General features: G+C 57.6%; 24 protein-coding genes. 10 read left to right on the forward strand and 14 right to left on the reverse strand.

Annotated elements, in window-relative coordinates:
- Nucleotides 1–7: 7 nt before the first annotated feature.
- From DSM117340_RS13250 to DSM117340_RS13270, 5 genes are all read right to left on the reverse strand, one after another.
- On the reverse strand, nucleotides 8–1,615 hold the full coding sequence (locus DSM117340_RS13250) for an ABC transporter ATP-binding protein (RefSeq protein WP_089892547.1): 1,608 nt from the start codon (nucleotides 1,613–1,615) through the stop codon (nucleotides 8–10).
- The gene (locus DSM117340_RS13255) at nucleotides 1,612–2,718 is read right to left on the reverse strand and encodes an ABC transporter permease (protein WP_089893663.1); all 1,107 of its coding nucleotides are present in this window, start codon (nucleotides 2,716–2,718) and stop codon (nucleotides 1,612–1,614) included. Before DSM117340_RS13255 ends, DSM117340_RS13250 begins: the two co-directional genes overlap by 4 nt.
- An 8-nt stretch (nucleotides 2,719–2,726) precedes the next feature.
- The gene (locus DSM117340_RS13260) at nucleotides 2,727–3,809 is read right to left on the reverse strand and encodes a microcin C ABC transporter permease YejB (protein ID WP_089892550.1); all 1,083 of its coding nucleotides are present in this window, start codon (nucleotides 3,807–3,809) and stop codon (nucleotides 2,727–2,729) included.
- 4 nt (nucleotides 3,810–3,813) lie between these two features.
- Nucleotides 3,814–5,619 (reverse strand): extracellular solute-binding protein, encoded by a 1,806-nt coding sequence (locus tag DSM117340_RS13265; protein ID WP_245724466.1) that lies wholly within the window; start codon nucleotides 5,617–5,619, stop codon nucleotides 3,814–3,816.
- 297 nt (nucleotides 5,620–5,916) lie between these two features.
- Nucleotides 5,917–6,444, reverse strand: coding sequence for a cytochrome c family protein (locus DSM117340_RS13270; RefSeq protein ID WP_089892556.1), 528 nt, complete (start codon nucleotides 6,442–6,444; stop codon nucleotides 5,917–5,919).
- Nucleotides 6,445–6,565: 121 nt separating this feature from the next.
- Here DSM117340_RS13270 and DSM117340_RS13275 point away from each other — a divergent pair, with 121 nt between their 5' ends.
- Together DSM117340_RS13275 and rpiB are read left to right on the forward strand one after the other, a co-directional pair.
- Entirely contained in the window at nucleotides 6,566–7,396 is an 831-nt protein-coding gene (locus DSM117340_RS13275; protein ID WP_089892559.1) for a prephenate dehydratase, read from the forward strand.
- Complete coding sequence (gene rpiB, locus DSM117340_RS13280) at nucleotides 7,396–7,845, forward strand: ribose 5-phosphate isomerase B (RefSeq protein WP_177170704.1); 450 nt, start codon at nucleotides 7,396–7,398, stop codon at nucleotides 7,843–7,845. The genes DSM117340_RS13275 and rpiB overlap by 1 nt, the downstream gene beginning before the upstream one ends.
- A 2-nt stretch (nucleotides 7,846–7,847) precedes the next feature.
- On the opposite strand, the gene DSM117340_RS13285 is transcribed toward rpiB, so the two are convergent.
- From DSM117340_RS13285 to DSM117340_RS13300, 4 genes are read right to left on the reverse strand one after another with little or no spacing between them, the layout of a single operon-like run.
- Nucleotides 7,848–8,753 (reverse strand): MBL fold metallo-hydrolase, encoded by a 906-nt coding sequence (locus DSM117340_RS13285; protein WP_089892565.1) that lies wholly within the window; start codon nucleotides 8,751–8,753, stop codon nucleotides 7,848–7,850.
- On the reverse strand, nucleotides 8,750–8,986 hold the full coding sequence (locus tag DSM117340_RS13290; RefSeq protein WP_089892567.1) for a thioredoxin family protein: 237 nt from the start codon (nucleotides 8,984–8,986) through the stop codon (nucleotides 8,750–8,752). The genes DSM117340_RS13285 and DSM117340_RS13290 overlap by 4 nt, the downstream gene beginning before the upstream one ends.
- Before the next feature lie 11 nt (nucleotides 8,987–8,997).
- Nucleotides 8,998–10,050, reverse strand: coding sequence for a permease (locus tag DSM117340_RS13295; protein WP_089892570.1), 1,053 nt, complete (start codon nucleotides 10,048–10,050; stop codon nucleotides 8,998–9,000).
- Nucleotides 10,047–10,334, reverse strand: coding sequence for a metalloregulator ArsR/SmtB family transcription factor (locus tag DSM117340_RS13300; protein WP_089892573.1), 288 nt, complete (start codon nucleotides 10,332–10,334; stop codon nucleotides 10,047–10,049). The genes DSM117340_RS13295 and DSM117340_RS13300 overlap by 4 nt, the downstream gene beginning before the upstream one ends.
- Nucleotides 10,335–10,476: 142 nt before the next feature.
- On the opposite strand from DSM117340_RS13300, the gene DSM117340_RS13305 reads away from it, so the two are divergent.
- From DSM117340_RS13305 to DSM117340_RS13330, 6 genes are all read left to right on the forward strand, one after another.
- On the forward strand, nucleotides 10,477–11,364 hold the full coding sequence (locus DSM117340_RS13305; protein ID WP_089892576.1) for a type II CAAX endopeptidase family protein: 888 nt from the start codon (nucleotides 10,477–10,479) through the stop codon (nucleotides 11,362–11,364).
- Nucleotides 11,365–11,367: 3 nt separating this feature from the next.
- The gene (locus DSM117340_RS13310; RefSeq protein WP_089892579.1) at nucleotides 11,368–12,276 is read left to right on the forward strand and encodes a CPBP family intramembrane glutamic endopeptidase; all 909 of its coding nucleotides are present in this window, start codon (nucleotides 11,368–11,370) and stop codon (nucleotides 12,274–12,276) included.
- Nucleotides 12,277–12,339: 63 nt separating this feature from the next.
- Nucleotides 12,340–13,263 carry an acetyl-CoA carboxylase, carboxyltransferase subunit beta gene (gene accD, locus DSM117340_RS13315; protein WP_089892582.1) on the forward strand — a complete coding sequence of 308 codons (924 nt, stop codon included), beginning with the start codon at nucleotides 12,340–12,342 and terminating at the stop codon, nucleotides 13,261–13,263.
- On the forward strand, nucleotides 13,260–14,531 hold the full coding sequence (locus tag DSM117340_RS13320; RefSeq protein ID WP_089892585.1) for a folylpolyglutamate synthase/dihydrofolate synthase family protein: 1,272 nt from the start codon (nucleotides 13,260–13,262) through the stop codon (nucleotides 14,529–14,531). Before accD ends, DSM117340_RS13320 begins: the two co-directional genes overlap by 4 nt.
- A gap of 228 nt (nucleotides 14,532–14,759) precedes the next feature.
- Nucleotides 14,760–15,392, forward strand: coding sequence for a rhodanese-like domain-containing protein (locus DSM117340_RS13325; RefSeq protein WP_089892588.1), 633 nt, complete (start codon nucleotides 14,760–14,762; stop codon nucleotides 15,390–15,392).
- Entirely contained in the window at nucleotides 15,389–16,216 is an 828-nt protein-coding gene (locus tag DSM117340_RS13330; protein WP_218140887.1) for a LysM peptidoglycan-binding domain-containing protein, read from the forward strand. Before DSM117340_RS13325 ends, DSM117340_RS13330 begins: the two co-directional genes overlap by 4 nt.
- A 99-nt stretch (nucleotides 16,217–16,315) precedes the next feature.
- Here the strand turns inward: DSM117340_RS13330 and zapE are convergent, their stop codons facing one another.
- Entirely contained in the window at nucleotides 16,316–17,377 is a 1,062-nt protein-coding gene (gene zapE / locus DSM117340_RS13335) for a cell division protein ZapE (protein ID WP_089892591.1), read from the reverse strand.
- Nucleotides 17,378–17,614: 237 nt separating this feature from the next.
- On the opposite strand from zapE, the gene DSM117340_RS13340 reads away from it, so the two are divergent.
- Together DSM117340_RS13340 and DSM117340_RS13345 are read left to right on the forward strand one after the other, a co-directional pair.
- On the forward strand, nucleotides 17,615–18,805 hold the full coding sequence (locus DSM117340_RS13340) for a Hint domain-containing protein (RefSeq protein ID WP_089892594.1): 1,191 nt from the start codon (nucleotides 17,615–17,617) through the stop codon (nucleotides 18,803–18,805).
- A 266-nt stretch (nucleotides 18,806–19,071) separates the two neighbouring features.
- On the forward strand, nucleotides 19,072–20,307 hold the full coding sequence (locus DSM117340_RS13345) for an MFS transporter (protein WP_089892597.1): 1,236 nt from the start codon (nucleotides 19,072–19,074) through the stop codon (nucleotides 20,305–20,307).
- Nucleotides 20,308–20,312: 5 nt separating this feature from the next.
- Here the strand turns inward: DSM117340_RS13345 and DSM117340_RS13350 are convergent, their stop codons facing one another.
- The 4 genes from DSM117340_RS13350 to sthA are packed head-to-tail and all read right to left on the reverse strand — an operon-like array spanning nucleotide 20,313 to nucleotide 23,696.
- Complete coding sequence (locus tag DSM117340_RS13350; protein ID WP_089892600.1) at nucleotides 20,313–21,227, reverse strand: NAD(P)-binding domain-containing protein; 915 nt, start codon at nucleotides 21,225–21,227, stop codon at nucleotides 20,313–20,315.
- Nucleotides 21,224–21,841: an HAD family hydrolase gene (locus tag DSM117340_RS13355; protein ID WP_089892603.1), complete on the reverse strand. Its 618-nt coding sequence runs from the start codon at nucleotides 21,839–21,841 to the stop codon at nucleotides 21,224–21,226. The genes DSM117340_RS13350 and DSM117340_RS13355 overlap by 4 nt, the downstream gene beginning before the upstream one ends.
- Nucleotides 21,838–22,281: a YaiI/YqxD family protein gene (locus DSM117340_RS13360; RefSeq protein WP_089892606.1), complete on the reverse strand. Its 444-nt coding sequence runs from the start codon at nucleotides 22,279–22,281 to the stop codon at nucleotides 21,838–21,840. Before DSM117340_RS13360 ends, DSM117340_RS13355 begins: the two co-directional genes overlap by 4 nt.
- A complete protein-coding gene (gene sthA / locus DSM117340_RS13365) occupies nucleotides 22,278–23,696 on the reverse strand; it encodes a Si-specific NAD(P)(+) transhydrogenase (RefSeq protein ID WP_089892609.1) in 1,419 nt (472 codons plus the stop codon). The genes DSM117340_RS13360 and sthA overlap by 4 nt, the downstream gene beginning before the upstream one ends.
- Nucleotides 23,697–23,703 lie beyond the last annotated feature (7 nt).

Below are 23,703 nucleotides of genomic sequence, written 5' to 3' on the forward strand. Positions count from 1 at the left end.
CAACGCTTCAGTCGAGCGTTGGGCCGCCCGCCTTCAGCTCGAGCGCTGCACTCAAAAGCGTCTTGGCGTAGTCTGTTTGTGGCCGCTCAAATAGGTCTTCCGACGTGCCCGCCTCTACAATATCGCCCTGACGCATCACAATCATTTTGTGGCTCATCGCGCGCACCACGTTGAGATCGTGGCTGATAAAAAGATAGGCCAGCCCATATTTGCGCTGAAGCTCGCGCAACAGATCCACAATTTGCACCTGCACCGTCATATCAAGCGCGCTCGTCGGCTCATCCAGCACAACAAGCTTGGGGCGCAATATCATCGCCCGCGCAATCGCGATCCGCTGGCGCTGCCCCCCTGAAAACTCGTGCGGGTAGCGGTCCATCGTGGCAGGGTCGAGCCCAACCTCTTCCATCACCTCAGAGACAAGCTCACGCGCACTCTGCCCCTCAGGCTTGCCATGAACGCCAAGCCCCTCAGAAATAATCTCGGCGCAGCTCATACGTGGACTGAGCGAGCCATACGGGTCTTGAAACACAATCTGCATTTCGCGGCGCAGGCTGCGCAGCTTCTTGGTGCTCCAGAGGCGCACATCCTCGCCCTGATAGGTGATCCCGCCTTCAGAGCCGATCAGTCGCATGATCGCCAGTGCCAGCGTGGTTTTGCCCGATCCGCTCTCCCCGACAATGCCAAGCGTCTCGCCCGCACGCACAGACAGGCTCGCTTCATTGACTGCCTTTACATGGCCTGTGACCCGCTTCATCAACCCCGACTTAATCGGGAACCAGACCCGCAGCTTGTCTGCCGCAACAATCTCTTTCGCCCCCGCAGGCACTGGTGTCGGAACCCCGACAGCCCGCGCCGCGAGGAGCTTTTTGGTATATTCATGCTGAGGCGCATCAAACACCGCCTTGGCCGGTCCCTGCTCGACGATCTCACCGTTTTTCATGACACAAACCGTGTCAGCAAAGCGCTGCACAACGCCAAGATCATGGGTGATGAACAAAAGTCCCATATTCTCGCTTTCCTTCAGCTCGTTCAGAAGCTCAAGGATCTGCGCCTGAATCGTGACATCAAGTGCCGTGGTCGGTTCATCCGCAATCAGAATGTCAGGCTTATTCGCCAGCGCCATAGCAATCATCACGCGCTGCCGCTGCCCGCCCGAAAGCTCATGCGGATAGGCATTAAGGCGGCTCTGTGCATCACGAATGCCAACCTTCTCAAGCAGCTCAAGAACACGCGCCCGCGCGGCACCCCGCGTCAGCCCCTGATGTAGCTCAAGACTCTCGCCAAGCTGCTTTTCAATCGTGTGCAGCGGGTTAAGCGATGTCATCGGCTCCTGAAAGATAAAGCTGATATCGTTGCCACGCACTTGGCGCAGAAGCTTGTCTTTCGCCCCGATCATTTCCTGCCCGTCATAGGTGACAGAGCCGCCCACTTCGGCGCTATCGCCAAGCAAAGCCACCGTGCTCAGGGCGCTCACAGACTTGCCAGAGCCGCTCTCCCCCACAAGCGCAACAGTCTCCCCGCGCCCGACAGAAAAGCTCACACCTTTCACAGCCTGATTGGCCTTGCCGTCTTGGCGGAAGGTCACTGTGAGATCGCGGACGTTTAGCAAGCTCATCGGAAAGTCTTTCTCGGGTCAAACGCGTCGCGCACGCCTTCAAAGATGAAAACAAGCAGCGACAACATGACGGCAAAAGTGAAAAATGCGGTAAAGGCCAGCCATGGCGCCTCAAGGTTCTGCTTGGCCTGAAGCGTCAGCTCGCCAAGGCTCGGCGCGCTCGAAGGCAGCCCAAAGCCGAGATAATCCAGCGCCGCCAAGGACGAGATCGTCCCTGTCACAATAAACGGCAGCATCGTCAGCGTTGCAACCATCGCATTGGGCAGCATATGACGGAACATAATCGTTGTGTTGCCCACGCCAAGTGCCTTGGCCGCGCGGACATACTCTAGGTTGCGCGCCCGCAAGAACTCGGCTCGCACAACGCCGACAAGCGACATCCAGCCAAAGAGCACCATGAGAAACACAAGCAGCCAGAAACTTCGCCCCAGAATGGCGAACATAATAATGATCACATAAAGCTGAGGTGTAGAGGTCCAGATTTCGATGATCCGCTGAAAAACAAGGTCAATCCAGCCGCCAAAATACCCCTGCACAGCCCCCGCTGCGACCCCGATGATCGAGGCGAGACCCGTCACAATCAGGGTAAACAGGATAGAAAGACGGAAGCCGTGGATCACCCGAGCCATCACATCGCGCTTCGTTGCATCCGTACCAAGCCAGTTCTGGCCATTGGGCGGCAAGGGCGCAGCGCCAGGACGCTCGACAGCCGTATCAAACGAATACGGAATAACCGGCCAGATCGCCCAGCCCTCCAGAAAGCCCTCGGCCGCAAATGTACCCGCATCAATCTCACTCACAATTCCCTCAGGGTCGTCAAAGCAGTCCTCTAGCCCACCCGAGGCAATCAAACAGCGCACCTCAGGGTCGCGATAAACCGCCTCCGTCTGAAAATCCCCGCCAAACTCTGTCTCGGGGTAAAAGTTCCAAATCGGCGCGTAATATTGGCCGCGATAGTTCACCAGAATGGGTTTGTCATAGGCCAGAAACTCAGCAAACAAACTCATCACAAAAAGAACTGAAAAGACCCAAAGGCTCCAAAGCGCGCGGCGGTTGGCCTTGAAGTTACGCCAACGGCGCGCATTGATGGGCGAGAGTGTCAGCAAAGCCATTATCCCTCCCTCCGCTCAAAGTCGATCCGCGGGTCCACGAGAACATACATCAGATCCGAGATGATCCCGACCACAAGGCTGATCAAACCGAAGATAAACAGCGTTCCGAAAACAATAGGATAGTCGCGCGCCACAGCCGCCTCAAAGCCAAGACGCCCAAGGCCATCCAGCGAGAAAATCGTCTCGATGATCAGCGACGCCCCAAAAAAGACTCCGATAAACACCGCAGGAAACCCCGCAATCACAATCAGCATCGCATTGCGGAACACATGACCATACAGCACCGCCCGCTCAGACAGGCCCTTGGCCCGTGCAGTCATCACATATTGTTTTTTCATTTCGTCCAGAAAGCTGTTCTTCGTGAGAAGCGTCAGCGTCGCAAAACCCGCAATACTGGACGCCAGCACAGGCAGCGTAATGTGCCACGCATAATCCTTGATCTTGCCCCAAGCGCTCAACGTTTCAAAATTGTCGCTGGTCAGCCCGCGCAGCGGGAATACCTGCCAGTAAGAGCCGCCCGCAAACAGCGTCAGCAACAGGATCGCAAACAAAAACCCGGGGATCGCATAGCCCGCAATAATCGCGCCACTGGTCCAAGTGTCAAAGGGCGTGCCGTCCTTCACAGCCTTACGAATACCCAGCGGGATCGAGATCATATAGGCAATCAAAGTCGACCAAAGCCCAAGCGTGATCGACACAGGCAGCTTTTCCTTGATCAGCTCAATCACAGTCGCCGAGCGGAAATAACTCTCGCCAAAGTCAAAGCGCATGTAATTGCCCAGCATCAGGAAAAAGCGTTCTACTGGAGGTTTGTCAAAGCCAAACTCGCGCTCAAGCTCAGCGATAAACTCAGGCGGCAAGCCTCGCGCGCCAACATATTCGCTCGTCCCCGTGCCGAGCGTGCTTTCAGAGCCATCCTGCCCTGCAAAGCTGCCAAAGACATTGCCCTCGCCCTGCGCCCGCGCAATCGCCTGTTCCACAGGCCCACCAGGAACAAACTGCGTGAGCGCAAAGTTGATCAGCATAATGCCAAACAGCGTCGGAATAATCAGCAGCAAGCGCCGCAGGACATAAGCACCCATAAGGTTACCTCAGCGCCCCCTGCTCTTTCAGGGATGCCCCTTTTGCTGCGTCATACCACCAGAAATCAAGCGTCCCGAGCGCAAAAGGCGGGATCATTTCAGGCCGCCCGTATTGGTCCCAATACGCAACCCAGTGATCGGCCACATACCCTGTCGGGATCAAGAAAAACTCATGTCTCAGCACACGGTCAAGCGCCCGCAGCATCATGTCTTCTTCCTCCTGCGTCTCGCTCAGAAGCGCCTTCTCGATGATCTCGTCCACAACAGGGCTGGCAAGTGAGGCGGGGTTAAACAAAAGTTTCGCCGCCTCCGAGCCAAAGCGCTGTTGAAGCCCTGTGCCCACACCAAACAGTGCGGGATAACCATCCAAAACCAGATCATAATCATGGTCGCGCTCACGCGAGGTATATTGCGAGGGGTCCACCACTTCGAAAGTAGCCTCAATCCCCATCACTTGCAGATTGCTGACAAAGTTCTCCGCCAAGGCCTTGTTGGTTGGAGTGTCCGAGGAATTGAACAAAAGGTTCAGGCTCAGAAACGCGCCGTCCGCGTTGCGCCGCTTGCCGTCATCGCCCACAGCCCAGCCAGCCTCGTCCAGAAGCTTCATAGCCGCGCGCAAATTGCGGCGATCATTCAGGCGCTCTTTTTGTGAGACATGCGGCAAGCGCGGCTCACCTGTCAAAACCTCAGGGTCAGGCTGCGCGGCAAGCCCCTGCAAAAGCGCAAGCTCTTCACCCTCGGGCGCGCCCTTGGCCTCAAATTTTGTACCCGTGCTGAAAGAATGCTGCTGGCTTTGCAGCCCGTAGAGCAGCGAAGCATTGGTCCACTCAAAGTTAAACCCAAGCGCCACAGCGTCACGCACGCGACGGTCTTTAAGAACCTCACGATCAAGGTTCATAATAATTCCCGTGTTGGCTGGAGGCATCCCGTCAGGGATTTCCTCAAGCTTCACAAAAGCATCATTTACGGCAGGAAAGTCATATGACGTCGCCCAGCGCTTGGGGTCGCTCTCGCTGCGATAGGTCACAGACCCAGCCTTGAACGCCTCAAAAGCCGCCGTCGCATCTGCAAAATACTCTATACGGATGGTGTCAAAATTGTGGCGGCCCTTATTGATCGCCAGATCGTTGCCCCAATAGTCGGGGTTGCGCTTATAGATCACCGAGCGGTTCACATCGACTCGGTCGATCACATAAGGCCCCGACCCTGGAGAAACCTCAAGACGGCTCTCATCAAGCCGTGCACCCGTCTCTTCATACCATTTTTTGGACCACGCAGGCACAAACCCCACTTGGTCAATCAGAGAGCGCCGCGAAATGCCCTCGGCAAAGTAAAACTTGATGGTGTGGTCGTCGATCACTTCAACCTTGGGGATGCGCTTGCGCACCGCATCGGCATAAGACTTCAGCCCCTGATCCAGCAAAAGGTTGTGGCTAAAGGCAATATCATGCGCCGTCAAAGGGCTGCCATCCGAGAACTTGGCCTCAGGACGCATATGAAAAATCACCCAGCTTTTGTCCGCAGGGTATTCCAGCGTATGCGCAAGCAGACCGTAATACTCCCCGTCCACATCCGCAGGCAATGCCCCAGACCCCGCCAAAACAGAGCCCAAAAGCGATTCGTAGCCCACGGTCGCCAGCGCCGCAGCACGCCCCTTGCGCGTGTAAGGGTTCATGCTGTCAAACGTGCCCGCCACCGCGATGGAGATTTCCCCGCCCTTGGGCGCATCAGGGTTCACATAGTTAAAGTGCGTATAGTCTTCAGGGTAGCTCAAATTGCCGAAGTAAGAATACCCGTGGCTCTTGATCATTTCGCTCTCCGCTCGCAACACGAGCGCCGAGGCGGTCAGAAAAACAAAGCTCACAAGCGCCAGAGACGCCACATCTCTCACCTGCCGTACGGCAGCTTTCGCGCCAATGCGTGATCTCAACATGCCAATGCCTCCCTGAGCCAGACAAACTTATCAGGCCCTATTTATAGTTGGCCCACCCTAGTTTCCAAGGCCTATGACATTCAAGTTGAGAATTCGTGATAGGCCGCTCCACAACGCAAAACCGCCAGCCCGTTGCGGGGCTGGCGGCTTCAAAGTCTGGTCTGTCGATCAATCTCAGTCGTCGAGGCTGTCGAGATAGGCGATCACATCCGCACGATCAGATGATTTCTTCAGGCCGGAGAAGCTCATGCTTGTTCCGGGTGCGGCTTTTTTCGGGTTCTCAAGAAACTTGTAGAGGTTTTCAGGCGTCCAGGCGTCGCCCACTTGCAACAGAGCTTCCGAGTAGCCAAAGCCCTCAGCTGAGTCGATTGCACGACCAACAACACCGTGAAGGTATGGGCCTGTGGCGTTCGCGCCTTTTTCAACTTTGTGGCATGCCGAACATTTTTTGAAGATTTTCGCGCCTGAAGCAACATCGGCTGATGCCATGATGGTTGCAAAATCGGGGCCTTCTTCTTCGACTTCGGCTTCGGCACTCTCTTCTACTTCAATCAGGTAGCCCGCAACATGCTCTTCGCCGTGCGCACCATGACCGCCGCCAACGGTGTAGAGCGCATCAGCGCCCCACTTGGCGAAAAGAAACAGCAGGAGCGCGCCACAAACCGCGCCGAGGATTTTGGTGGATGTCATTGTATCAAACATGGGCCAGATTCCGTTTGGTAGCTTTTGGCGGTTTCTATCCGCTTCCACTCCCTTTACGCAAGGTGTAGTTTCTGCGGCCAAACGCCCCTTCTCTCTCGGGGTGCATCAAAAAGGTTAAAATATGTCTGAACGGATCGCATTTCAGGGCGAATTAGGCGCCTACAGCCACGAAGCCTGCACAACAGCTCGTCCCGATGCTGTCCCTGTGCCATGTGCCTCCTTTGAAGCTGCCATCGAGGCGGTCAAATCTGGTCAAGCCGATTTTGCCATGCTCCCTGTCGAAAATACGACTTATGGCCGCGTCGCAGACAATCACCGCCTTATTCCCGATTGTGGTCTTTTCATCGTCGATGAAGCTTTCGTACGTGTGCGCATCGCGCTCATGGCCAACGCGGGCGTGCCCCTCTCTGCTGTCAAAAGCGTGCGCGCGCACCCTGTCCTGCTGCCGCAGTCCGCTACGTTCCTGAAAAAGCACGGTATCACGCCGATTTCTGCGGCCGACAGCGCAGGCGCCGCCGCCGAGCTCGCCGCCTCAGGCGCACAGGATCAAGGCGTGCTCGCCTCAGAGCTGGCCGCCGAAATTCATGGCCTCAAAGTTCTGGCCTCCGATATCGAAGACCACGGCCACAACACGACCCGCTTTGTCATCATGGGCCGCGAAGCTGACATGTCGCGCCGTGGTAAGCTCAACATGATGACAACCTTCGTCTTTGAAGTGCGCAACATCCCTGCCGCGCTCTACAAAGCCATGGGCGGCTTCGCCACCAACGGCGTCAACATGACCAAGCTGGAAAGCTACATGGTTGATGGATCCTTCACCGCAACCCGCTTCTACGCAGACATCGACGGCCACCCAGAAGACCCCCACGTCAAATTGGCGCTGGAAGAACTCGACTATTTCACATCCTACATCCAAATCATCGGCGTCTACCCCGCCGACCGCGAAAGATAATACCCATGACCAAACGCATCGCCCTCTCAAGTGACCACGCCGCAATCGAATTGCGCCAAGCCATTGCCGCACACATCACGGCTCAGGGCTATGAGGCTGTCGATATCGGGCCAACAAGCCCCGAAAGCACCCATTACCCCAAACACGGCCAAGCTGCAGCAGAGCTCGTCGCCTCAGGTGACTGTGATCTTGGCATCATCCTCTGCGGCACAGGCCAAGGCATCATGATGGCGGCCAACAAAGTCAAAGGCATCCGCTGCGGCGTTTGCTCAGAGACATTCTCGGCCCGCATGATCCGCCAGCACAACAACGCCAACATGCTCTCGATCGGCGAGCGCGTCACAGGCGCGGGCCTCGCGCTCGATATCGTTGACGCCTTCCTCTCCGCCGAGTTCGAAGGCGGCCGCCACGGCACGCGTGTGGACATGATCAACGAGATCGAAGGCTAAACCTACTCCCACTCCATCTGCTGAAACGCCGTCTGCGCGTTGCGCCCTGCGAGCGCGTCAAACTGCTCCAGCGTTGCAAAAGCGGATTGGTCAACATTAGGGGCGGCGATGATATCGCCGCCTTCTTCAATCAGAGCGCCAATCTGCCCTCGCAGGTTCATCAGGTAGTCATAAGTATGCGCCCGTGCCTGCGCCAGCGTGGTTGGCGCACCGTGCCCCGGCACAACATGCGCAGCACCCGTCGCCTCGACAGCTTCAAAGGCCAGAGGCCAGCCCGCGATAGAGCTCTGATCGCCCACGCCCAAGATGCGCTCCACATAGACAATATCGCCCGTAAACACAGTGTCACGCGCCGGCAACCAGACAAAGGCATCCCCCGGCGTGTGCGCAGGCCCAACATGGCGGATTTCAAAGCTGAGCCCGCCCAGCTCAAGATCATACTCTGCATCAAAGCTCACATCAGCCTCTGCAGGCTCTGTCCCGTCGAGCCCTGCACCAATCAGCTGGCGCAGCCCCGTCATTTGCATGGAGCCGCGCGCGCGCTGGTCCTCGATGGCCGCATTTGAGGCAATCACGGTTGCGCCCTCAGCCTGCCAATAGCTGTTGCCAAGCCAGCGGTGGTCCTGCCCGCCCGTGTTGATCACGTATTTCACAGGCGCGTCCGTTACACTGCGCACCGCCGCGTGCAGCGCCTCAGCGCCCTTCCATGATCCGCCCGGGTCAATCAAAACAGCACCCGCCGCGCTCACAACAAGGCCAAAGGTGGCGTTGTTGCCAAGGTTCTCGGGGCTGCGTTGTTCCTTTTCGCCGACAATCGCCCAGACGTCCTCAGCCACAGGCACAACCTCAAGCGCGCTCGCCAGACTCGGCAAAGCCAACGCCGCCGCCAAAACAACCGCGCGCATCATGCTGAGAGCCAGTCTTTGAGCTTGCCCGCATCGGGCAAGCCGCCTGCATGCACAAGCGTACCCTCCACAGAAATCCCGGGGGTCGACATCACACCTGCCATGGCAATCGCCCGTGCATCAGTGACTTTCTCAACGTCAACTTCAAGCCCGAGCTCGGCCGCCGCTGCCTTGACCATGTCCGCCGTGGTCTCACAGCGTTTGCAGCCGGGGCCAAAAACCTTAATCGTTTTCATTGTGTTTCCCTTCAGAGAATTGCGTTAAAAAGATAACCCGTCGCAAGGATCCCAGCCGCCACGACGGCAATAAAAATCGCAATGAGCCGCAGGGTCAGAACCTGCTTCAAAATGATCATCTCTGGCAGCGACAGCGCAATCACCGACATCATAAACGCCAGCGTCGTGCCCAGCGCAGCGCCTTTACCCAGAAGCGCCTCAACAATCGGAATGACCCCCGCCGCATTCGTGTACATCGGCACGCCCAGCGCCACAGCCGACGGCACAGACCACCAAGCATCACCACCCATCACCTTGAGCATCATCGCCTCAGGCACATAGCCATGGATCGCCGCGCCGATCCCGATGCCAACAAGCACCCAGATCCAGACCTTCCCGACAATCTCGCGCACCTGCTCAACGCCGATCTTGAGCCGCTCTACCAGCGTCAGCGCCTCCTCTGGCAGTTCGCCCACAGGCCCCGCATTCAGCTCGCGCACCCAGTCCTGCAAATAACGTTCAAGGCGCATCTGACCAAGCACATAGCCCGACAGCGTGGCGATAGAGAAGCCAAACACCAAATAGATCGTCGCGATCTTCCAGCCAACAAGCCCGTAAAGAAGCCCAAGCCCTACAGGCCCAACCATCGGCCCCGCGATAAGGAAAGCAAAGGTCACGCCCAAAGGGATACCCGCCGAGACAAAGCCGATGAACAAAGGCACCGAAGAACAGGAGCAAAACGGTGTCAAAACCCCCAGAAAGGCCGCGAGCGGATAACCCCAAATCTGGCGCTTGCCCGCGAGAATAGCGCGGGTCTTTTCAGGGCTGAACCAGCTGCGCAACACACCCGTCACAAAGACAATCCCCGTCAGCAGCAAAAGCACTTTCGGCACGTCATAGACAAAAAAAGCAATCGCCTCGCCCGTGTGGCTCGTCCGCGTCACAGGCAAAAGCCCTGTTATCCATTCGGAAAACGGAACGAGCTGCCCATAGAGAAGCCAGAGCACAACCCCAGCCAAAGGCACACCCAGATACCAAAACCAGTCAGTCGCAGCACTGTGGCGCTCAAGTGTTTTGCTGCTCACGCGACGTCCCTTTCCGATATCCGCTCTGCCGCCAAAACAGCAGCGACAACAGCACGTCTTTCCGCTGCCAACTTCGGGTTCAGCCGAAAGCGCACCCACTGCGCATCGCGCCGGTCAGTGACCAACCCCGCCTCACGCAGCACCTTCATATGGCGTGACATGCGGCTCTGGCTCGCGTCCAACCGCGCCATAAGCTCGCAAACACAATGCTCCCCGCCATCCCAAACAATGGCAAGTGCGGCGCGGCGGGTCGGATCATTCAAGGCGGTCAATAAATCTTGCATGGCCCATGCTTATGCGTCCACCCGCATATGCGCCTTGATTCATATCAAGCACGCACACCGCCCTGCCACATCCGCGCAAAAATAAGTCCCCTGTGCAGGGTAAAGCTTTGCGCGCCGCCCATTTGGCGCTAAAGCCTGACAGATGCGATATCAGGGCCAAGATTTTTTAACTGCCCCCGCCCGCCAAAGCCCTGAGCTCTGGCGCTTTGCCTTGGGCTTGGCGCTTGTGGTGGCCTGCTACCTCACCTTGGGTCACAGTTACTTCACGTTGCTCGCCGAAATGGTCACGCCACAAGACTGGCCGCTTCTGGCCGCCGAAATTGACCGCGGCAGCAGCCCACGCGGGATGCTGGCCATTCTCGCCTCCTTCGGTTTTATCATCATCGCCCTAGGCCTCGTGCTCAAATTCTTACACCAGCGCCCGCTCGCCACACTCTTTGGCAGAGGCGCCGTCTTCCTGCGTCACGGCCTGCGCGTCAGCACAGCGCTTGGCGGCTTTGCCGTTCTGCTCTGGTTTCTTCCAGAGCCCGATATCCTGAAGCCCTTTCACAATCTGGATTATCTGCGCTGGCTCGCGCTCCTGCCGCTCGCCCTGCCGCTTCTGTTCATTCAGGTCACCGCCGAAGAACTGCTCTTTCGCGGCTATGGCCAAAGTCAGCTCGCCGCACGGTTCTCCAATCCATTGGTCTGGCTCGCCCTGCCTGCACTGATCTTTGGTGCGCTGCATTTTGAACCTTCGGTCGCTGGCCCAAACGCGTGGTTCCTTGTGCTTAGCGCCACGCTCTTCGGTCTCGCCGCAGGCGATCTGACCGCCCGTTCAGGCACACTCGCCCCCGCCATCGCGCTGCATTTCTTCCTCAATTTCAGCGGCCTGCTCTATGTCTCTCCCGGGGATACGCTCTATGGCCTCGCGCTCTACACCTACCCGTTCGAACTGTCCGACCCCACGCTTCTTCCCATGTGGATGCCCTATGATCTGATGATACTGCTCTGTGCATGGCTCACTGCGCGGCTCTCGCTCGGACGCTGACGCATGCGCCGTTCTCCCTACGCCGCACACCGCGCCTTTGTAGCCCCTGCTCTTCTGAGCGGCACATTGTTTACCGTGGTCCTCGGCTACTGCCTGATCGAATTTGGCTACTATCTCACCTATGATGTGATCGAAGCACTGCTGCTTGCGCTTCAGCCCAATTGGATTGCCGCTTTCTTCACAGGATCAACCCCTCTGGGCCTCGGCGCACAGCTCGCGTCGTTTGGCATCCTCGCCGCGATCGTGATGTTCGTGGTGCGCAGGCTCCATCACCGCGCACCCAGCGGTCTTATAGGCCCGCCACGCGCGGCCCTACGCCAGTTTTTCGCGGTTCTCACCCCACTGACCCTACTCTTGTTTGCGCTGGAGTTTGTCCCGCCCTGGTGGAGCGTCGACGCCCTGCAAGCCACACGCCCACCACTTCTCTGGCTGGCGCTCCTGCCACTCTCTCTTGGGGCGATCTTCGTGCAAATTGCGGCCGAAGAGCTGCTCTATCGTGGTTATCTACAACAGCAGCTCGCCGCGCTTTTTGCACATCCCGCGAGCTGGCTCATCCTGACAAACCTCGCCTTCGGCTTCGCCCATTGGGATATAGAGAGTGACCTCGTCCACAACATGCAATACGTCACATGGGCTTTCTGCTTTGGCCTCGCCGCCTCCGATCTGACGGCCCGTTCAGGCACGCTCGGCCCAGCGCTCGCCTTTCATCTGGCCAACAATGCTTTCGCGTTTTTGCTCTATGGTGAGGCTGGGGGGCCATCGTCTGGCTTTGCGCTGTTTCTTTTTCCACCAGAATCCATGGGTGACACCTTCACAACTGGCTCAAGCGCCAGCATCAGCTGGCAGCTCGCGCTTGAGCTCCTCCTTCTCGGTCTCATGTGGCTCGCCGCACGCATTGGTCTGAAGCGCTGATTGCATTTCCCGCCCGTCCTGATTATCTGGACCCTAGACAAGTGAAACGGCAAAGGCCTCTCTATGAACTGGATCACAAACTACGTTCGCCCCCGCATCAACTCGATCTTCTCGCGCCGCGATACGCCTGAGAACCTTTGGACAAAATGCGACGAATGCGGAACCATGCTGTTTCACCGTGAACTCGCAGGCAATCTCAACGTTTGCACCTCTTGTGGCCACCACATGGGCATCACGCCGCGCGACCGCTTCACAGCGCTGTTTGACGGCGGCATCTTCACAGAGGTTGATGTCCCCCTGCCGATCGAAGACCCGCTCAAATTCCGCGATCAGAAAAAATATCCTGACCGCATGAAAGCCGCTCAGAAATCGACCGGCGAGAAAGAGGCCATGCTGGTCGTCCAAGGCGAGATTGGCCGCACACCGATCATCGCAGCCGCGCAGGACTTTTCCTTCATGGGCGGCTCGATGGGCATGTACGTCGGCAACGCCATCATCGCGGCCGCCGAACGCGCCGTAAAGCTCAAGCGCCCCCTCGTGCTGTTCTCCGCCGCTGGCGGCGCACGTATGCAAGAGGGTATTCTTAGCCTCATGCAAATGCCGCGCACGACAGTCGCTGTGCAGATGCTCAAAGAAGCGGACCTGCCCTACATCGTCGTTCTGACACACCCAACAACAGGCGGCGTCACCGCTTCCTATGCCATGCTGGGCGATGTCCAGATCGCCGAGCCAAATGCGCTGATCTGCTTTGCTGGCCCCCGCGTGATCCAACAGACCATTGGTGAAAAGCTTCCCGAAGGCTTCCAGCGCGCTGAGTATTTGCTGGATCACGGCATGCTCGACCGCGTCACGCCCCGCACAGAGATGCGCGAAGAGCTGATCCAAATCATTCGTATGCTCATGGATATGCCGCCGGCCGTCGCGGGCGATCTGCCCGCGCCAAATGCGGGCGACTCAACCGAGACAAAGGCAGACGCCAAGACATGAACACAGGATCGGATGTCATCCTCGAAAGGATGATGGCGCTTCATCCCAAGATCATCGACCTCACGCTGGATCGCGTGTGGAAGCTGCTCGACGCGCTCGGCAACCCGCAGGACAAACTCCCCCCTGTGATCCATATCGCAGGGACCAATGGCAAAGGCTCGACGCTGGCCATGTTCCGCGCCGGTATCGAAGGCGCTGGCCTAAAGGCACACGCCTATACCTCGCCCCACCTTGCCCGCTTTCACGAGCGCATCCGCCTCGCAGGCGAGCTGATTTCCGAGCCTCATCTCACTGAGGTTCTGAACGAATGCTACGATGCCAACAATGGCGACACGATCACCTATTTCGAGATCACAACCGTCGCTGGCCTCCTTGCCATGTCCCGCACCCCTGCCGACTATACGTTGCTCGAAGTCGGCCTCGGCGGGCGACTTGACGCCACCAACGTCATCAACAAACCCGCCCTCACAGTAATTACCCCCGTCTCTTTTGATCATCCGCAATTCTTGGGTGACACCGTCGCTAAGATCGCTTCTGAAAAAGCAGGGATCATCAAACGTGGCGTGCCCCTCGTCCTTTCGGGACAGCCCGAAGACGCCGCCGAGGTGATCGAAGCCAAGGCCGCCAGCCTTGGCGCGCCGCTGATTGCCCAAGGCCAGCACTGGCATGTTTCTGAAGAGCGCGGCCGCCTTGTCTATCAAGACGAGACTGGCCTGCTTGATCTTCCGCCGCCCTCGCTGATGGGCGCACACCAGTTCCAAAACGCTGGCGCGGCCCTCGCAGGGTTGCGTCACCTCGGCCTGCCCGAAAGCAGCTATGAGGCTGCAGTCACCCGCGCAACTTGGCCCGCTCGGATGCAAAAACTCGCCCAAGGCCCGCTGATTGACGCCGCTCCCGAAGCCGAGCTTTGGCTTGATGGCGGCCACAACGCCGCCTGTGGCGCAACTCTTGCCGAAAGCCTCACGCGCTTGCCCAAGCGGCCCACCTATATGATCTGCGGCATGCTCAACACCAAAGACATCGCAGGCTATCTCGCCCCCGTCGTACCGCACATCAAAGCGCTGCATGCCGTCTCGATCCCAGGAGAGGCCAACACCCTCCCCGCCGAAACAACAGCCGCCGCCGCCACGGAGGCCGGTATGAGCGCCCATGCCGCAGACAGCGTGATGAGCGCACTGCACGATATCTTACGCGATGCCCCTCAAGCCCGAATTCTCATCTGTGGATCGCTTTATCTCGCAGGTCATATCCTACGCGAGCACAGCTAAAGCGGTCCGCTTTGGCCACCTCTGCCAAAACAGATGCCCAAATCTTGCGTGGCCGTCTGAAAAAATGCGAATCACTTCCAAGGACTTAGCCCAAAGCCACCCCCGATTCGCTGAATTCCGAATCACTTTATGTTGACCGATTCGCGTTGATTCGCCTATATATTGAGCCAGCAGTCTAAGCATGCCCTGCGCCACAGATTGAAGCATGCCATGATTTGGGGGATAGTAATGAGACGCCTTTTGGGCCTTTTTTTCGCTGGCGCGTGCCTTATGCCAGCAGTGACCATCGCACAGGATGTGCGCCTCACACCTGACATTCCATCAAAGTCGATCACACTCGCAACAGGCGAAACACTCGTGATCGAGCGGATCCAAGACACCGCCCACCAGCTCTCAGGCGAGTTCACAAAAACATCGCGCGCCTGCCCACCCTTCTGCATTCAGGAGATGAGTGCGGGCGAAGGCGTCGAGACGGTTGGCGAAATCGAAGTCATTTCCTTCCTCGAGAACTCGGTTGCCGCAGGCAACGGCCTCTTGCTCGACAGCCGCATGCCTGAGTGGTTCGCCAAAGGCACCATTCCAGGTGCAGTCAACGTGCCCTTTGCCACGCTCGAAGCAAGCAACCCTTACCGCGACGAAATCATCAAGGCGCTCGGCGCGCAGTCCGACGGTACAACATGGGATTTTGCCGCCGCCAAGGAACTTCTGCTCTTCTGCAACGGCCCATGGTGTGAGCAATCTCTTCACGCGATCACAGCCTTGCGCAGCGCAGGATACCCCGCCGAAAAGATCAAATACTACCGTGGCGGCATGCAGGTCTGGCTCCTCCTCGGTCTCTCGATACAGCAGCCCACGTCATGAAGCAGCACACCCCGCCAAACCCGCATCTTGTCCGCCTGCTGATCATCGGCGCAGCCTTTCTGACCGTTACGCTGGCCCTCATTCTGATGCAGCCATCCAACAGCTCTCTGGCCGAGCTTCCCGAAATCGAGACGCCCTACAGCGACACGCCTGACGACAACACAGTCGCGCGCGCAGATACGGGCCTGATCAATCTCATGCGCACGCCCACAGCGTCACAAGATGCGCCAGTCGACGAGATCACGGCAGGCGTTCTCGCCAGCCTTTCAGGCGCCCCCAAAGCAACCACCACAGCCCCCGCCCAAGACGACCCGCTGCGCAGCATGACAGCAGGTGTGCTCGCCAGCCTAACAGGTCCAGCGCCGAAGCGCCCCGCCACAGGCGCAAGCATGCAAGACCTCGTGACCCAAGCCCTCAAGCAGGGCCAGTCCGACGCCTACATCGACGCGCTGATCAATGAAGCCGCCGCCACAGGCAGCATCGCCGTACCCAGCGCGCTGCGCACGGAGGCCGGCCGCGTCGACACAGCAACGCTTCTCGCCGCGCTCGTTCGCAAATCCAATCCAGAGGCCGCTATCACACCAACAATCGACACCAACAGCAATGGTGTCGAAGTCCGCGTGGTCCAGCGCGCAGGCGAAACCAAACGCTACAATTTCTACACAGTTCAATCTGGCGACAGCCTCGGCGCAATCGCGCACCGCTTTTATGGCGACGCCGCGTTTTACACGTCGATTTTTGACGCCAACCGCCAGATCCTATCTAGCCCTGACCGCGTCCGCGCGGGCCAGCGGCTGAGTATCCCCGAGATCACCTCGGGGTAAGAGTTTACGAGGGCAAGAGTGTTATCTCTTAATCTATCGGCAGGAGAAAGAGGGGCCGAGCCAACGGCCCCCTTTCTTTCCCGATAGAGCAAACGCAGCCTAGGTTTCGCCCCAGCCGTCGCCCTGCATCTCGCGCAAACGGCTCGCTGTCCGCTCAAATTCAAACGTCCCCTCGCCCTCAAGATAAAGCATCTCAGGCTCGGCCGCGGCGCTCGCAATGAGGCGCACCTTGGCTTCATACAAAGCGTCAATAAGCGTCACAAATCGCTTCGCCTCGTTAAAATTGCTGCGGGATAGGCTCGGGATATCCTCAAGGATCAAGACCCGCACCGCCTCGGCAATCGCCAGATAATCCGCAGGGCCAAGCATCTTGCCGCAGAGCTCGTGAAACCGCGCCCGTCCAACCCCGTTGTGGAATGCGGGCAAAACAACTTCGCGTTTGTTCACGCTGAGGCGCAGTGGCTTGGCCTGCGCCCCGCCCATATCCGCCCAGATCGCCGCAATCGACGCGCGCGCCGCCTCATTCGCAGGGGCAAAATACGTTGCCTCTCCTGCCAGCCTGTCCTGTCTGTAGTCTGTCGCACTCACCAGCTCGTGGACCTGAAGCCGCTCCTTGATAAGGGCAATAAAGGGCAGAAAAAGCTGACGGTTCAACCCGTTCTTGTAAAGCTCATCAGGCACACGGTTGGATGTGGTTACAACAACAACCCCCGCCTCAAACAGCGCCTCAAACAAGCGCCCGACAATCATCGCATCGGTGATATCGGTGATCTGCATCTCGTCAAAGGCAAGGCAGCGCACCTCCTTGATGACTTTGGCGGCCACAGGTGCAAGCGCGTCCTGTACATTGTTCTGGCGCGCCTCATGCATCCCCTTATGGATCTCCTGCATGAACGCATGAAAATGCACCCGCCGCACAGGCACGTCGAGACACTCAACAAAAAGGTCCATGAGCATCGACTTGCCACGCCCGACCCCGCCCCACATATAAACCCCACGGATCGGCTCAGGCTTCTTGGCAAACCAGCCTCGCTTCACAGGCTCTGCCAGCGCCGCACGAATGCGCTCGAGCTCAGGCAAAGCCGCCTCTTGCGCCGCATCGGCCCGCAGCGTCCCATCAGCCACACGGGCCGCATATTCAGTGATCATATCGCGCGTCATAGGGCACTTCCTAAAGCCATTCGCACCCTCGGTGCAAGTCACCCCAGCCTGCTGGGCGCTGTGCGGTCAAACAAGAGTTACAAGAGCCCAAAACCGTAGGCGCAAGCCCCCCTCAGAAAGAGTGCGAAAAGCGCCAACTTATTAAAATGAAAGCTAATCTATTGATCTTCCACATCTCGCCAAACGAATTATTTACCTGCAAAATATATCCTCCCCTGCACAGCAAGGGACAACGTTATGGCTACAACCTACACTGTCGAAATGTTCTATGCCGGCAACTTTGCCGATATGGACACGGACGAAACAGATTCTGACAATGAAAATCCAAATCTTGTCTTAGGGACCTTTAGCAACCTTGTTATCACGGAAGTAAGCGAAGTTGATGTTAACGAAGATGGCGTCATCTATGATGACGAATACGGCAATGTTGACTACCTGAGCTACAACACAGGCAGCGGCCCTATCAACGTGGGTCTTGATAGCTCATCGCTTTACAATGCTAGTGTTTTGCTCGGCAACGGGTCCACATTATCTGTGCCTGTTCTGGTGATTCAGGCGACAAACGGTGATGTCTTCATTTCCGAATATCCCGCCAACCCGCTAGACGGCCTCGCCATACAGTCAATCTCACTGATCAGCCTGAACAGCTCCACCGCGTTAGGCATCAATGCGGGATTCTCTGATGTCCAAAACGCCTCCATCGTTTGCTACGCCCCTGGTATGCTCATCGACACTCCCGAGGGCGCGCGCCTCGTAGAAACTCTGGCAGCGGGAGACTTGGTCTTGACGCGCGATCATGGCCCACAACCAATTCGCTGGGTCCGAAGTCGTCTGGATATGCTGAAAGGTTCCAAGGAGGACGACAAGCCAGTACAAATCAAAGCAGGCGCTTTGGGCCACAACCGTCCAGCCGCTGATCTGATCGTCTCACCCCAACACCGCATCCTTGTCGGGGGGGCTGGTCAGCTACAGAACATTTTCACGCAAGAGGCATTTGCAAGTGCCAAATCCCTGACGGGCCTGTCAGGGATCCGCCACATGAAGGGCAAATCACAGATCACATGGGTCCATTTTGCCTGCGACCAACATGAAGTTGTTCGCGCCAATGGCTGTTGGACGGAGTCGCTGCTGCTCGGGCCTATGGTTGTGAATGGCCTCTCTCCGACCGAGCGTCAGGCGCTGGCCAACATTTTTGGAAGACGTCCCACACCCAATAAAATCCTGAATGGCCCCCCCGCCAGATCATGTCTCTCTGTCAGCGCTGTGAAACAGCAGTGCCTGAAGCACCTCAGCAACAAGCGCCGACCCACGACAAAGACTCCGCGAACATGGGACTACGATCACACAATCAAAGACGCCATCACACATGCAGCAGCAACACCTCCATTGGTCCATGCCAAAGCGCTGTGCTCCCAGCACCAAAACTGAAGCCCAAAAAGAGCCGCTTTCCGTTCAGACACCTCGCTGCGCTGCACAAAAAGTACTTAGGTTACTCCAAGCATCGAACGCCTCAGTAACCAAATTTCCCTAACAGAAATTAACGTTTAGGCGGTGCACGGGTTGTGCACGCCTTGTGCACGGTTTTCACCCCCCTCCTTTTCGGGCGAACGCTACGTTTTAAGGTAAGTTAACAAATGAATAATTGACCTTCTCCCAGAGCCGCGCCAATGATCAATTGCGATCAGGAGACCCCCATGCAAAAACAAGCCTCCCTTTTCACCCCCGTGCTCATCACAGGCTGCGTGATTATCCTTGTGTCCTTTGCTATACGGGCCAGCTTCGGTGTCTTTCAAATTCCCATCGCTCAGGAGTTCAACTGGCCCCGCGCCGAGTTCTCCCTCGCCATCGCGTTGCAAAACCTCGCATGGGGCATCGGACAGCCTTTCTTTGGCGCGATTGCCGAAAAAATAGGTGATCGTAAGGCTGTTATTATCGGCGCACTAGTTTATGCGGCGGGGCTCGTGCTCTCGTCCTTCGCCGTCAGCCCGCTTGAGCACCAACTCTATGAAATCCTTATTGGATTTGGCGTTGCAGGCACGGGCTTTGGCGTCATTCTTGCGGTCGTCGGGCGGGCCAGCTCGGATGAAAACCGCTCCATGTCACTCGCTATTGTCACAGCGGCGGCCAGCGGCGGGCAGGTCGTCGGCGCGCCCGTGGCCGAGTATCTTCTGGGCTTCATGTCTTGGCAGGATGTCTTCCTCGTCTTCGCAGCCGCCGTGCTCGCGCTGATCATGCTCTTGCCCTTCATGCGCGCGCCTGTCGCAGCCACCAAGCAAGAGCTCGAAGAGAGTATGGGATCCATCCTCAAACGTGCCGCGCGCGACCCGTCTTTCACGCTGATTTTTCTTGGCTTTTTCTCTTGCGGCTACCAGCTCGCATTTGTCACAGCGCACTTCCCCGCCTTTGTCACCGAGATGTGCAGCCCCATCGTTTCCGGCTCCATGCTCGACAACATCGGCGTGTCCTCCACCTCCGCTCTGGGCGCTGTCGCGATCTCGCTCATCGGGCTGGCAAACATCGCTGGAACACTCACAGCAGGCTACCTCGGCAAGCGCTATTCCAAGAAATATCTACTCGCCAGCATCTACCTCGCGCGCACCTTTGTCGCCGCCGCGTTTATCCTCACCCCGATGAGCCCCGCCACCGTGCTGATCTTCTCAGTTGCCATGGGCTCACTCTGGCTGGCCACCGTCCCGCTCACCTCAGGGCTCATCGCCCATATCTACGGACTGCGTTACATGGGGACCCTCTATGGGATCGTCTTCTTCTCGCATCAGCTCGGAAGCTTCCTAGGTGTCTGGCTCGGCGGGCGGATGTATGACGCCTATGGAAGTTATACCGCCGTGTGGTGGTTCGGGGTTGGCGTCGGATTGTTTTCCGCACTTGTTCATTTGCCAGTGCGCGAAAAGCCACTGGCTGCGGCCGCTTAAAAGGCTTAGCGCGTGCGCCACGCCTCCAGAATGTAGCGGCTGGTCATCAGATCAAGATGTGCGCCGCCGCCATTTTTGAAAAGCGTAATTTCGCTATCTGATTTGCGCTGCATCTTCTCAGGTGTGTAATAATCCGCGATCAGCTCGTCGCGTTGGATCACCCCCGATTGGAGCGGAATTTCAATCTCGCCGATATGGCCGACCGTCGTATTGTAGCTGTCCACAAAGAGCCGCGAGCGCGTCAAAGCCTCATCATCCGCCTCGCGCATGTCAGGGCGATAGGCGCCAATCAGATCGATATGTTGCCCCGCCTGAAGCCACGCTCCCATAAGGTTTGGCTCCGTCACCATCGTCGCCGATGTGATGATATCCGCTTCCTTGACAGCGGCCTCAAGACTCGTGGCCACTTTCATTCCTGGATAGCCTGCCGCCATCGCCTCAGCATTGGCTTGCGTGCGGTTCCAGACCGTAAATTCGGCATCAGGAAAGCCCGCGCCGTAAGCCTGCCGCAGCGAACGCCCAACAGTCCCCGCACCGATGATCAGGATCTTGCGGCTGTCTTTACGGGCAAGCTTGAGAGCGCCCAGCAAAGAGTCCCCTGCCGTCTTCCATTTGGTTACGAGATGAAAATCAACGATCGCCTCAAGGCTCCCGTCAGCATCAGAATAGAGGTTCACCCCGCCGCCCACGACAGGCTTGTTCGCTTGCGGATTGTTCGGAAAGATCGTGGCGGATTTCACAGCAATCCCCATCCCGTCGATCCATGCAGCACGGCTCAAGAGCGTGTCTTTGCCACGGTAGAGAAAGGTGTCGCCAATCTCGGCCTTGGGCAGCTTATGCCCCGCCTCAAAAGCCCGCGTGAGAGCAACCCAGTCGAGCAGCTTCTCACCCTCGTGGAACGGGACCATTTCAATGCTCATCTCGCAGCCTCCTCGCTTAGCAATCCGTGTGACACCAGAGCTTGCGCCCAGCTGTCCTCGCTGTCAACGCGATGGGTCTGCCAGCCACGCGCGCGGGCGGTGGCAAGGTTATCATCGCGGTCATCACCAAAAAGAAGACGCTCGGGCGCTATCCCGCAGTCGGCCTCAACAGCGGCGTAAATCTCGTCAAACGGCTTGCGCATTTTCATGTCGCCCGAGATATATGCGCGGTCAAAATCCTGCAAAAAAGGATGCGCCTCAACACTCCACCTAAAGTTTTCCGAGCCGAAGTTTGACAAGGCAAAAACAGGCACACCCGCCGTTTTTAGAGCGCGCAGCAGCCGTACAGAGCGGTGCATTACATGATCCGTCATCGGGAGCCACTCGTCACGCAGCATGAGCAGCTCTTCGCCAAACATTGGGTACGCGGCCGCCGCGTCGGCAATACTTGCGCCAAAGGGCGCGCCAGCGTCAATCTCGTTCATCAGCCCGTGCAAATCATAACCCGCAAAGAACGCCTCTTGGCGCGCCTTGCCCAAGCGCTTTGCATAGTAGCGTTCGGGCTGCCATTCGATCAGCACATTGCCGATATCAAAGACAACCGCCTCAATCACTTTGCCGCCTTCCGAAGCTCCCGCTCCAGCGCCTCCAAAAAGCGCGAGCGATCGGTTTTGGAAAAGGCTTTGCCCCCGCCTTGTCGAAACGGGTCCGCCGCGCGCAAGTCATACATCAGGTCGCGCGTGGCAAGTACATTGCCGATGTTGGCCGCCGTTAGCGCCTCGCCGTTGTGCTTAAGCACTTGCGCTCCCGCTTCCACGCATTTTGCTGCCAAAGGAATATCCGATGTAATTACCACATCGCCTTTCCCCGCCCGCTCGGCGATCCACATATCCGCAATGTCGGGCCCGTCCGGAACGATCTCGTGGCTCACATATGGGTTGGCAGAGGGGCGCAGCCCCCCATTGCTTACCATCACAGCCATGATCTTGTGGCGGGTCGCCACGCGCTCTACTTCGTCCTTCACAGGACAGGCATCAGCATCCACATAAATCACGGTTTTTTCTTCACTTTAAATTCATCAGGGATCGGCATGCGATTAAATGCATCAAGCCCCGCAATTTTGTAGGCCTCCGCCAGAGTCGGATAGTTGAACGTGTTCTTCACAAAGTAATCGACCGTGCCTTTGAGATTCAAAACAGCCTGCGCAATGTGAATAAGCTCGGTCGCGCCCTCGCCCACAATCTGCACACCAAGCACGCGCCGTGTCTTGAGGCTCACGAGCATCTTGAGCATCCCGTGCTCCAGCCCCATGATCTGGCCACGGCTGGTCTCGCGGAAGCGCGCAACACCGATTTCGTAGGGGATTTCGCGCTCCTGCATCTCTTCCTCAGACATGCCACAGGTGCTGATCTCAGGGACAGAATAAATCCCGTAAGGAAACCATGGGCTTTCCCCCAAAGTCGGCGTGTCCAACGCATGACATCCTGCAACGCGACCCTGCTGAAGCGAGGTCGACGCCAGCGAAGGATGCCCGATCACATCGCCCGCTGCGTAGATATGGGGCACTTTGGTCTGATAGCTCTTGCGATCAACTTCAAGCCGCCCGCGGTGGTCCGTTTTGAGCCCGACAACCTCAAGCCCGAGCTTGTCTGTCGCGCCCATGCGCCCCGCAGCAAAGAGCAGCATATCAGCGCGCACATGGCGTCCGTTCTCAAGGCTCACCTCTACATGTTTGCCCGCATCTTCGATCTGCGTGATCGCCGACCCAAGCCGCAGGTCCACACCGTTTTCCTTGATCTGATGGGTAAAGTCCGAAATGAGCGCAGAATCGATAAAGTCGAGAAAGCTGTCGCGCGGCTCGATCAGCGTCACAGTGACATCAAGCGCCGAAAACATCGTGGCATATTCGACCCCGATAACACCCGCCCCCACAACAACAAGCGAACGTGGGATCTCGGACATCTCCAGAAATTCATCACTGTCCACAACCGTGCGGCCATTGAACGGCACATAATCAGGCCGATAAGTCTTCGTTCCCGTGGCGATCAAAAACTTGTCGCCTGTGATGCGGCTGGTGTCGCCCGCTTCTGTGGCAACTTCGATCTCGTTTGGCCCAACAAACTTTGCCATGCCCAGCAATGTGTCAACGTGGTTGCGGTTGAACTGGTGCTCCAGCACATCCACTTCGTGATCCAGTGTCATATGAAGCCGTGCCTTGAGGTCACCCGCGTCAATATTGTCCTTCACACGGTAAGAGCGCCCGTAAAAACTGCGCTCACGGTAGCCTGACAAGTTGAGCACCGTCTCCCGCAACGTCTTGGAAGGGATCGTGCCGGTATGAACAGACACCCCACCCAAGCGGTCCTTACGGTCCACAACAAGCACCTTCCGCTTAAGCTTACCCGCCTGAATGGCCGCCGCGCGCCCCGCAGGGCCAGAGCCGATGATGATCAGATCATAATGCGCCATAAATAGT

Source organism: Lentibacter algarum, assembly GCF_040580765.1.
In the GTDB taxonomy this organism is placed as follows: Bacteria; Pseudomonadota; Alphaproteobacteria; order Rhodobacterales; family Rhodobacteraceae; genus Lentibacter; species Lentibacter algarum.

Excerpts from the sequence above, each read along its gene's own strand:
- DSM117340_RS13260 (WP_089892550.1), bottom strand. The coding sequence starts at position 3,809 with ATGGGTGCTTATGTCCTGCGGCGCTTGCTGCTGATTATTCCGACGCTG.
- DSM117340_RS13320 (WP_089892585.1), top strand. The coding sequence starts at position 13,260 with ATGAACACAGGATCGGATGTCATCCTCGAAAGGATGATGGCGCTTCAT.
- DSM117340_RS13250 (WP_089892547.1), bottom strand. The coding sequence starts at position 1,615 with ATGAGCTTGCTAAACGTCCGCGATCTCACAGTGACCTTCCGCCAAGAC.
- DSM117340_RS13290 (WP_089892567.1), bottom strand. The coding sequence starts at position 8,986 with ATGAAAACGATTAAGGTTTTTGGCCCCGGCTGCAAACGCTGTGAGACC.
- DSM117340_RS13300 (WP_089892573.1), bottom strand. The coding sequence starts at position 10,334 with ATGCAAGATTTATTGACCGCCTTGAATGATCCGACCCGCCGCGCCGCA.
- DSM117340_RS13275 (WP_089892559.1), top strand. The coding sequence starts at position 6,566 with ATGTCTGAACGGATCGCATTTCAGGGCGAATTAGGCGCCTACAGCCAC.
- zapE (WP_089892591.1), bottom strand. The coding sequence starts at position 17,377 with ATGACGCGCGATATGATCACTGAATATGCGGCCCGTGTGGCTGATGGG.
- DSM117340_RS13325 (WP_089892588.1), top strand. The coding sequence starts at position 14,760 with ATGAGACGCCTTTTGGGCCTTTTTTTCGCTGGCGCGTGCCTTATGCCA.
- DSM117340_RS13345 (WP_089892597.1), top strand. The coding sequence starts at position 19,072 with ATGCAAAAACAAGCCTCCCTTTTCACCCCCGTGCTCATCACAGGCTGC.
- DSM117340_RS13350 (WP_089892600.1), bottom strand. The coding sequence starts at position 21,227 with ATGAGCATTGAAATGGTCCCGTTCCACGAGGGTGAGAAGCTGCTCGAC.
- DSM117340_RS13330 (WP_218140887.1), top strand. The coding sequence starts at position 15,389 with ATGAAGCAGCACACCCCGCCAAACCCGCATCTTGTCCGCCTGCTGATC.
- DSM117340_RS13265 (WP_245724466.1), bottom strand. The coding sequence starts at position 5,619 with ATGATCAAGAGCCACGGGTATTCTTACTTCGGCAATTTGAGCTACCCT.
- DSM117340_RS13270 (WP_089892556.1), bottom strand. The coding sequence starts at position 6,444 with ATGTTTGATACAATGACATCCACCAAAATCCTCGGCGCGGTTTGTGGC.
- DSM117340_RS13285 (WP_089892565.1), bottom strand. The coding sequence starts at position 8,753 with ATGATGCGCGCGGTTGTTTTGGCGGCGGCGTTGGCTTTGCCGAGTCTG.
- DSM117340_RS13305 (WP_089892576.1), top strand. The coding sequence starts at position 10,477 with ATGCGATATCAGGGCCAAGATTTTTTAACTGCCCCCGCCCGCCAAAGC.
- DSM117340_RS13340 (WP_089892594.1), top strand. The coding sequence starts at position 17,615 with ATGGCTACAACCTACACTGTCGAAATGTTCTATGCCGGCAACTTTGCC.
- sthA (WP_089892609.1), bottom strand. The coding sequence starts at position 23,696 with ATGGCGCATTATGATCTGATCATCATCGGCTCTGGCCCTGCGGGGCGC.
- accD (WP_089892582.1), top strand. The coding sequence starts at position 12,340 with ATGAACTGGATCACAAACTACGTTCGCCCCCGCATCAACTCGATCTTC.
- DSM117340_RS13310 (WP_089892579.1), top strand. The coding sequence starts at position 11,368 with ATGCGCCGTTCTCCCTACGCCGCACACCGCGCCTTTGTAGCCCCTGCT.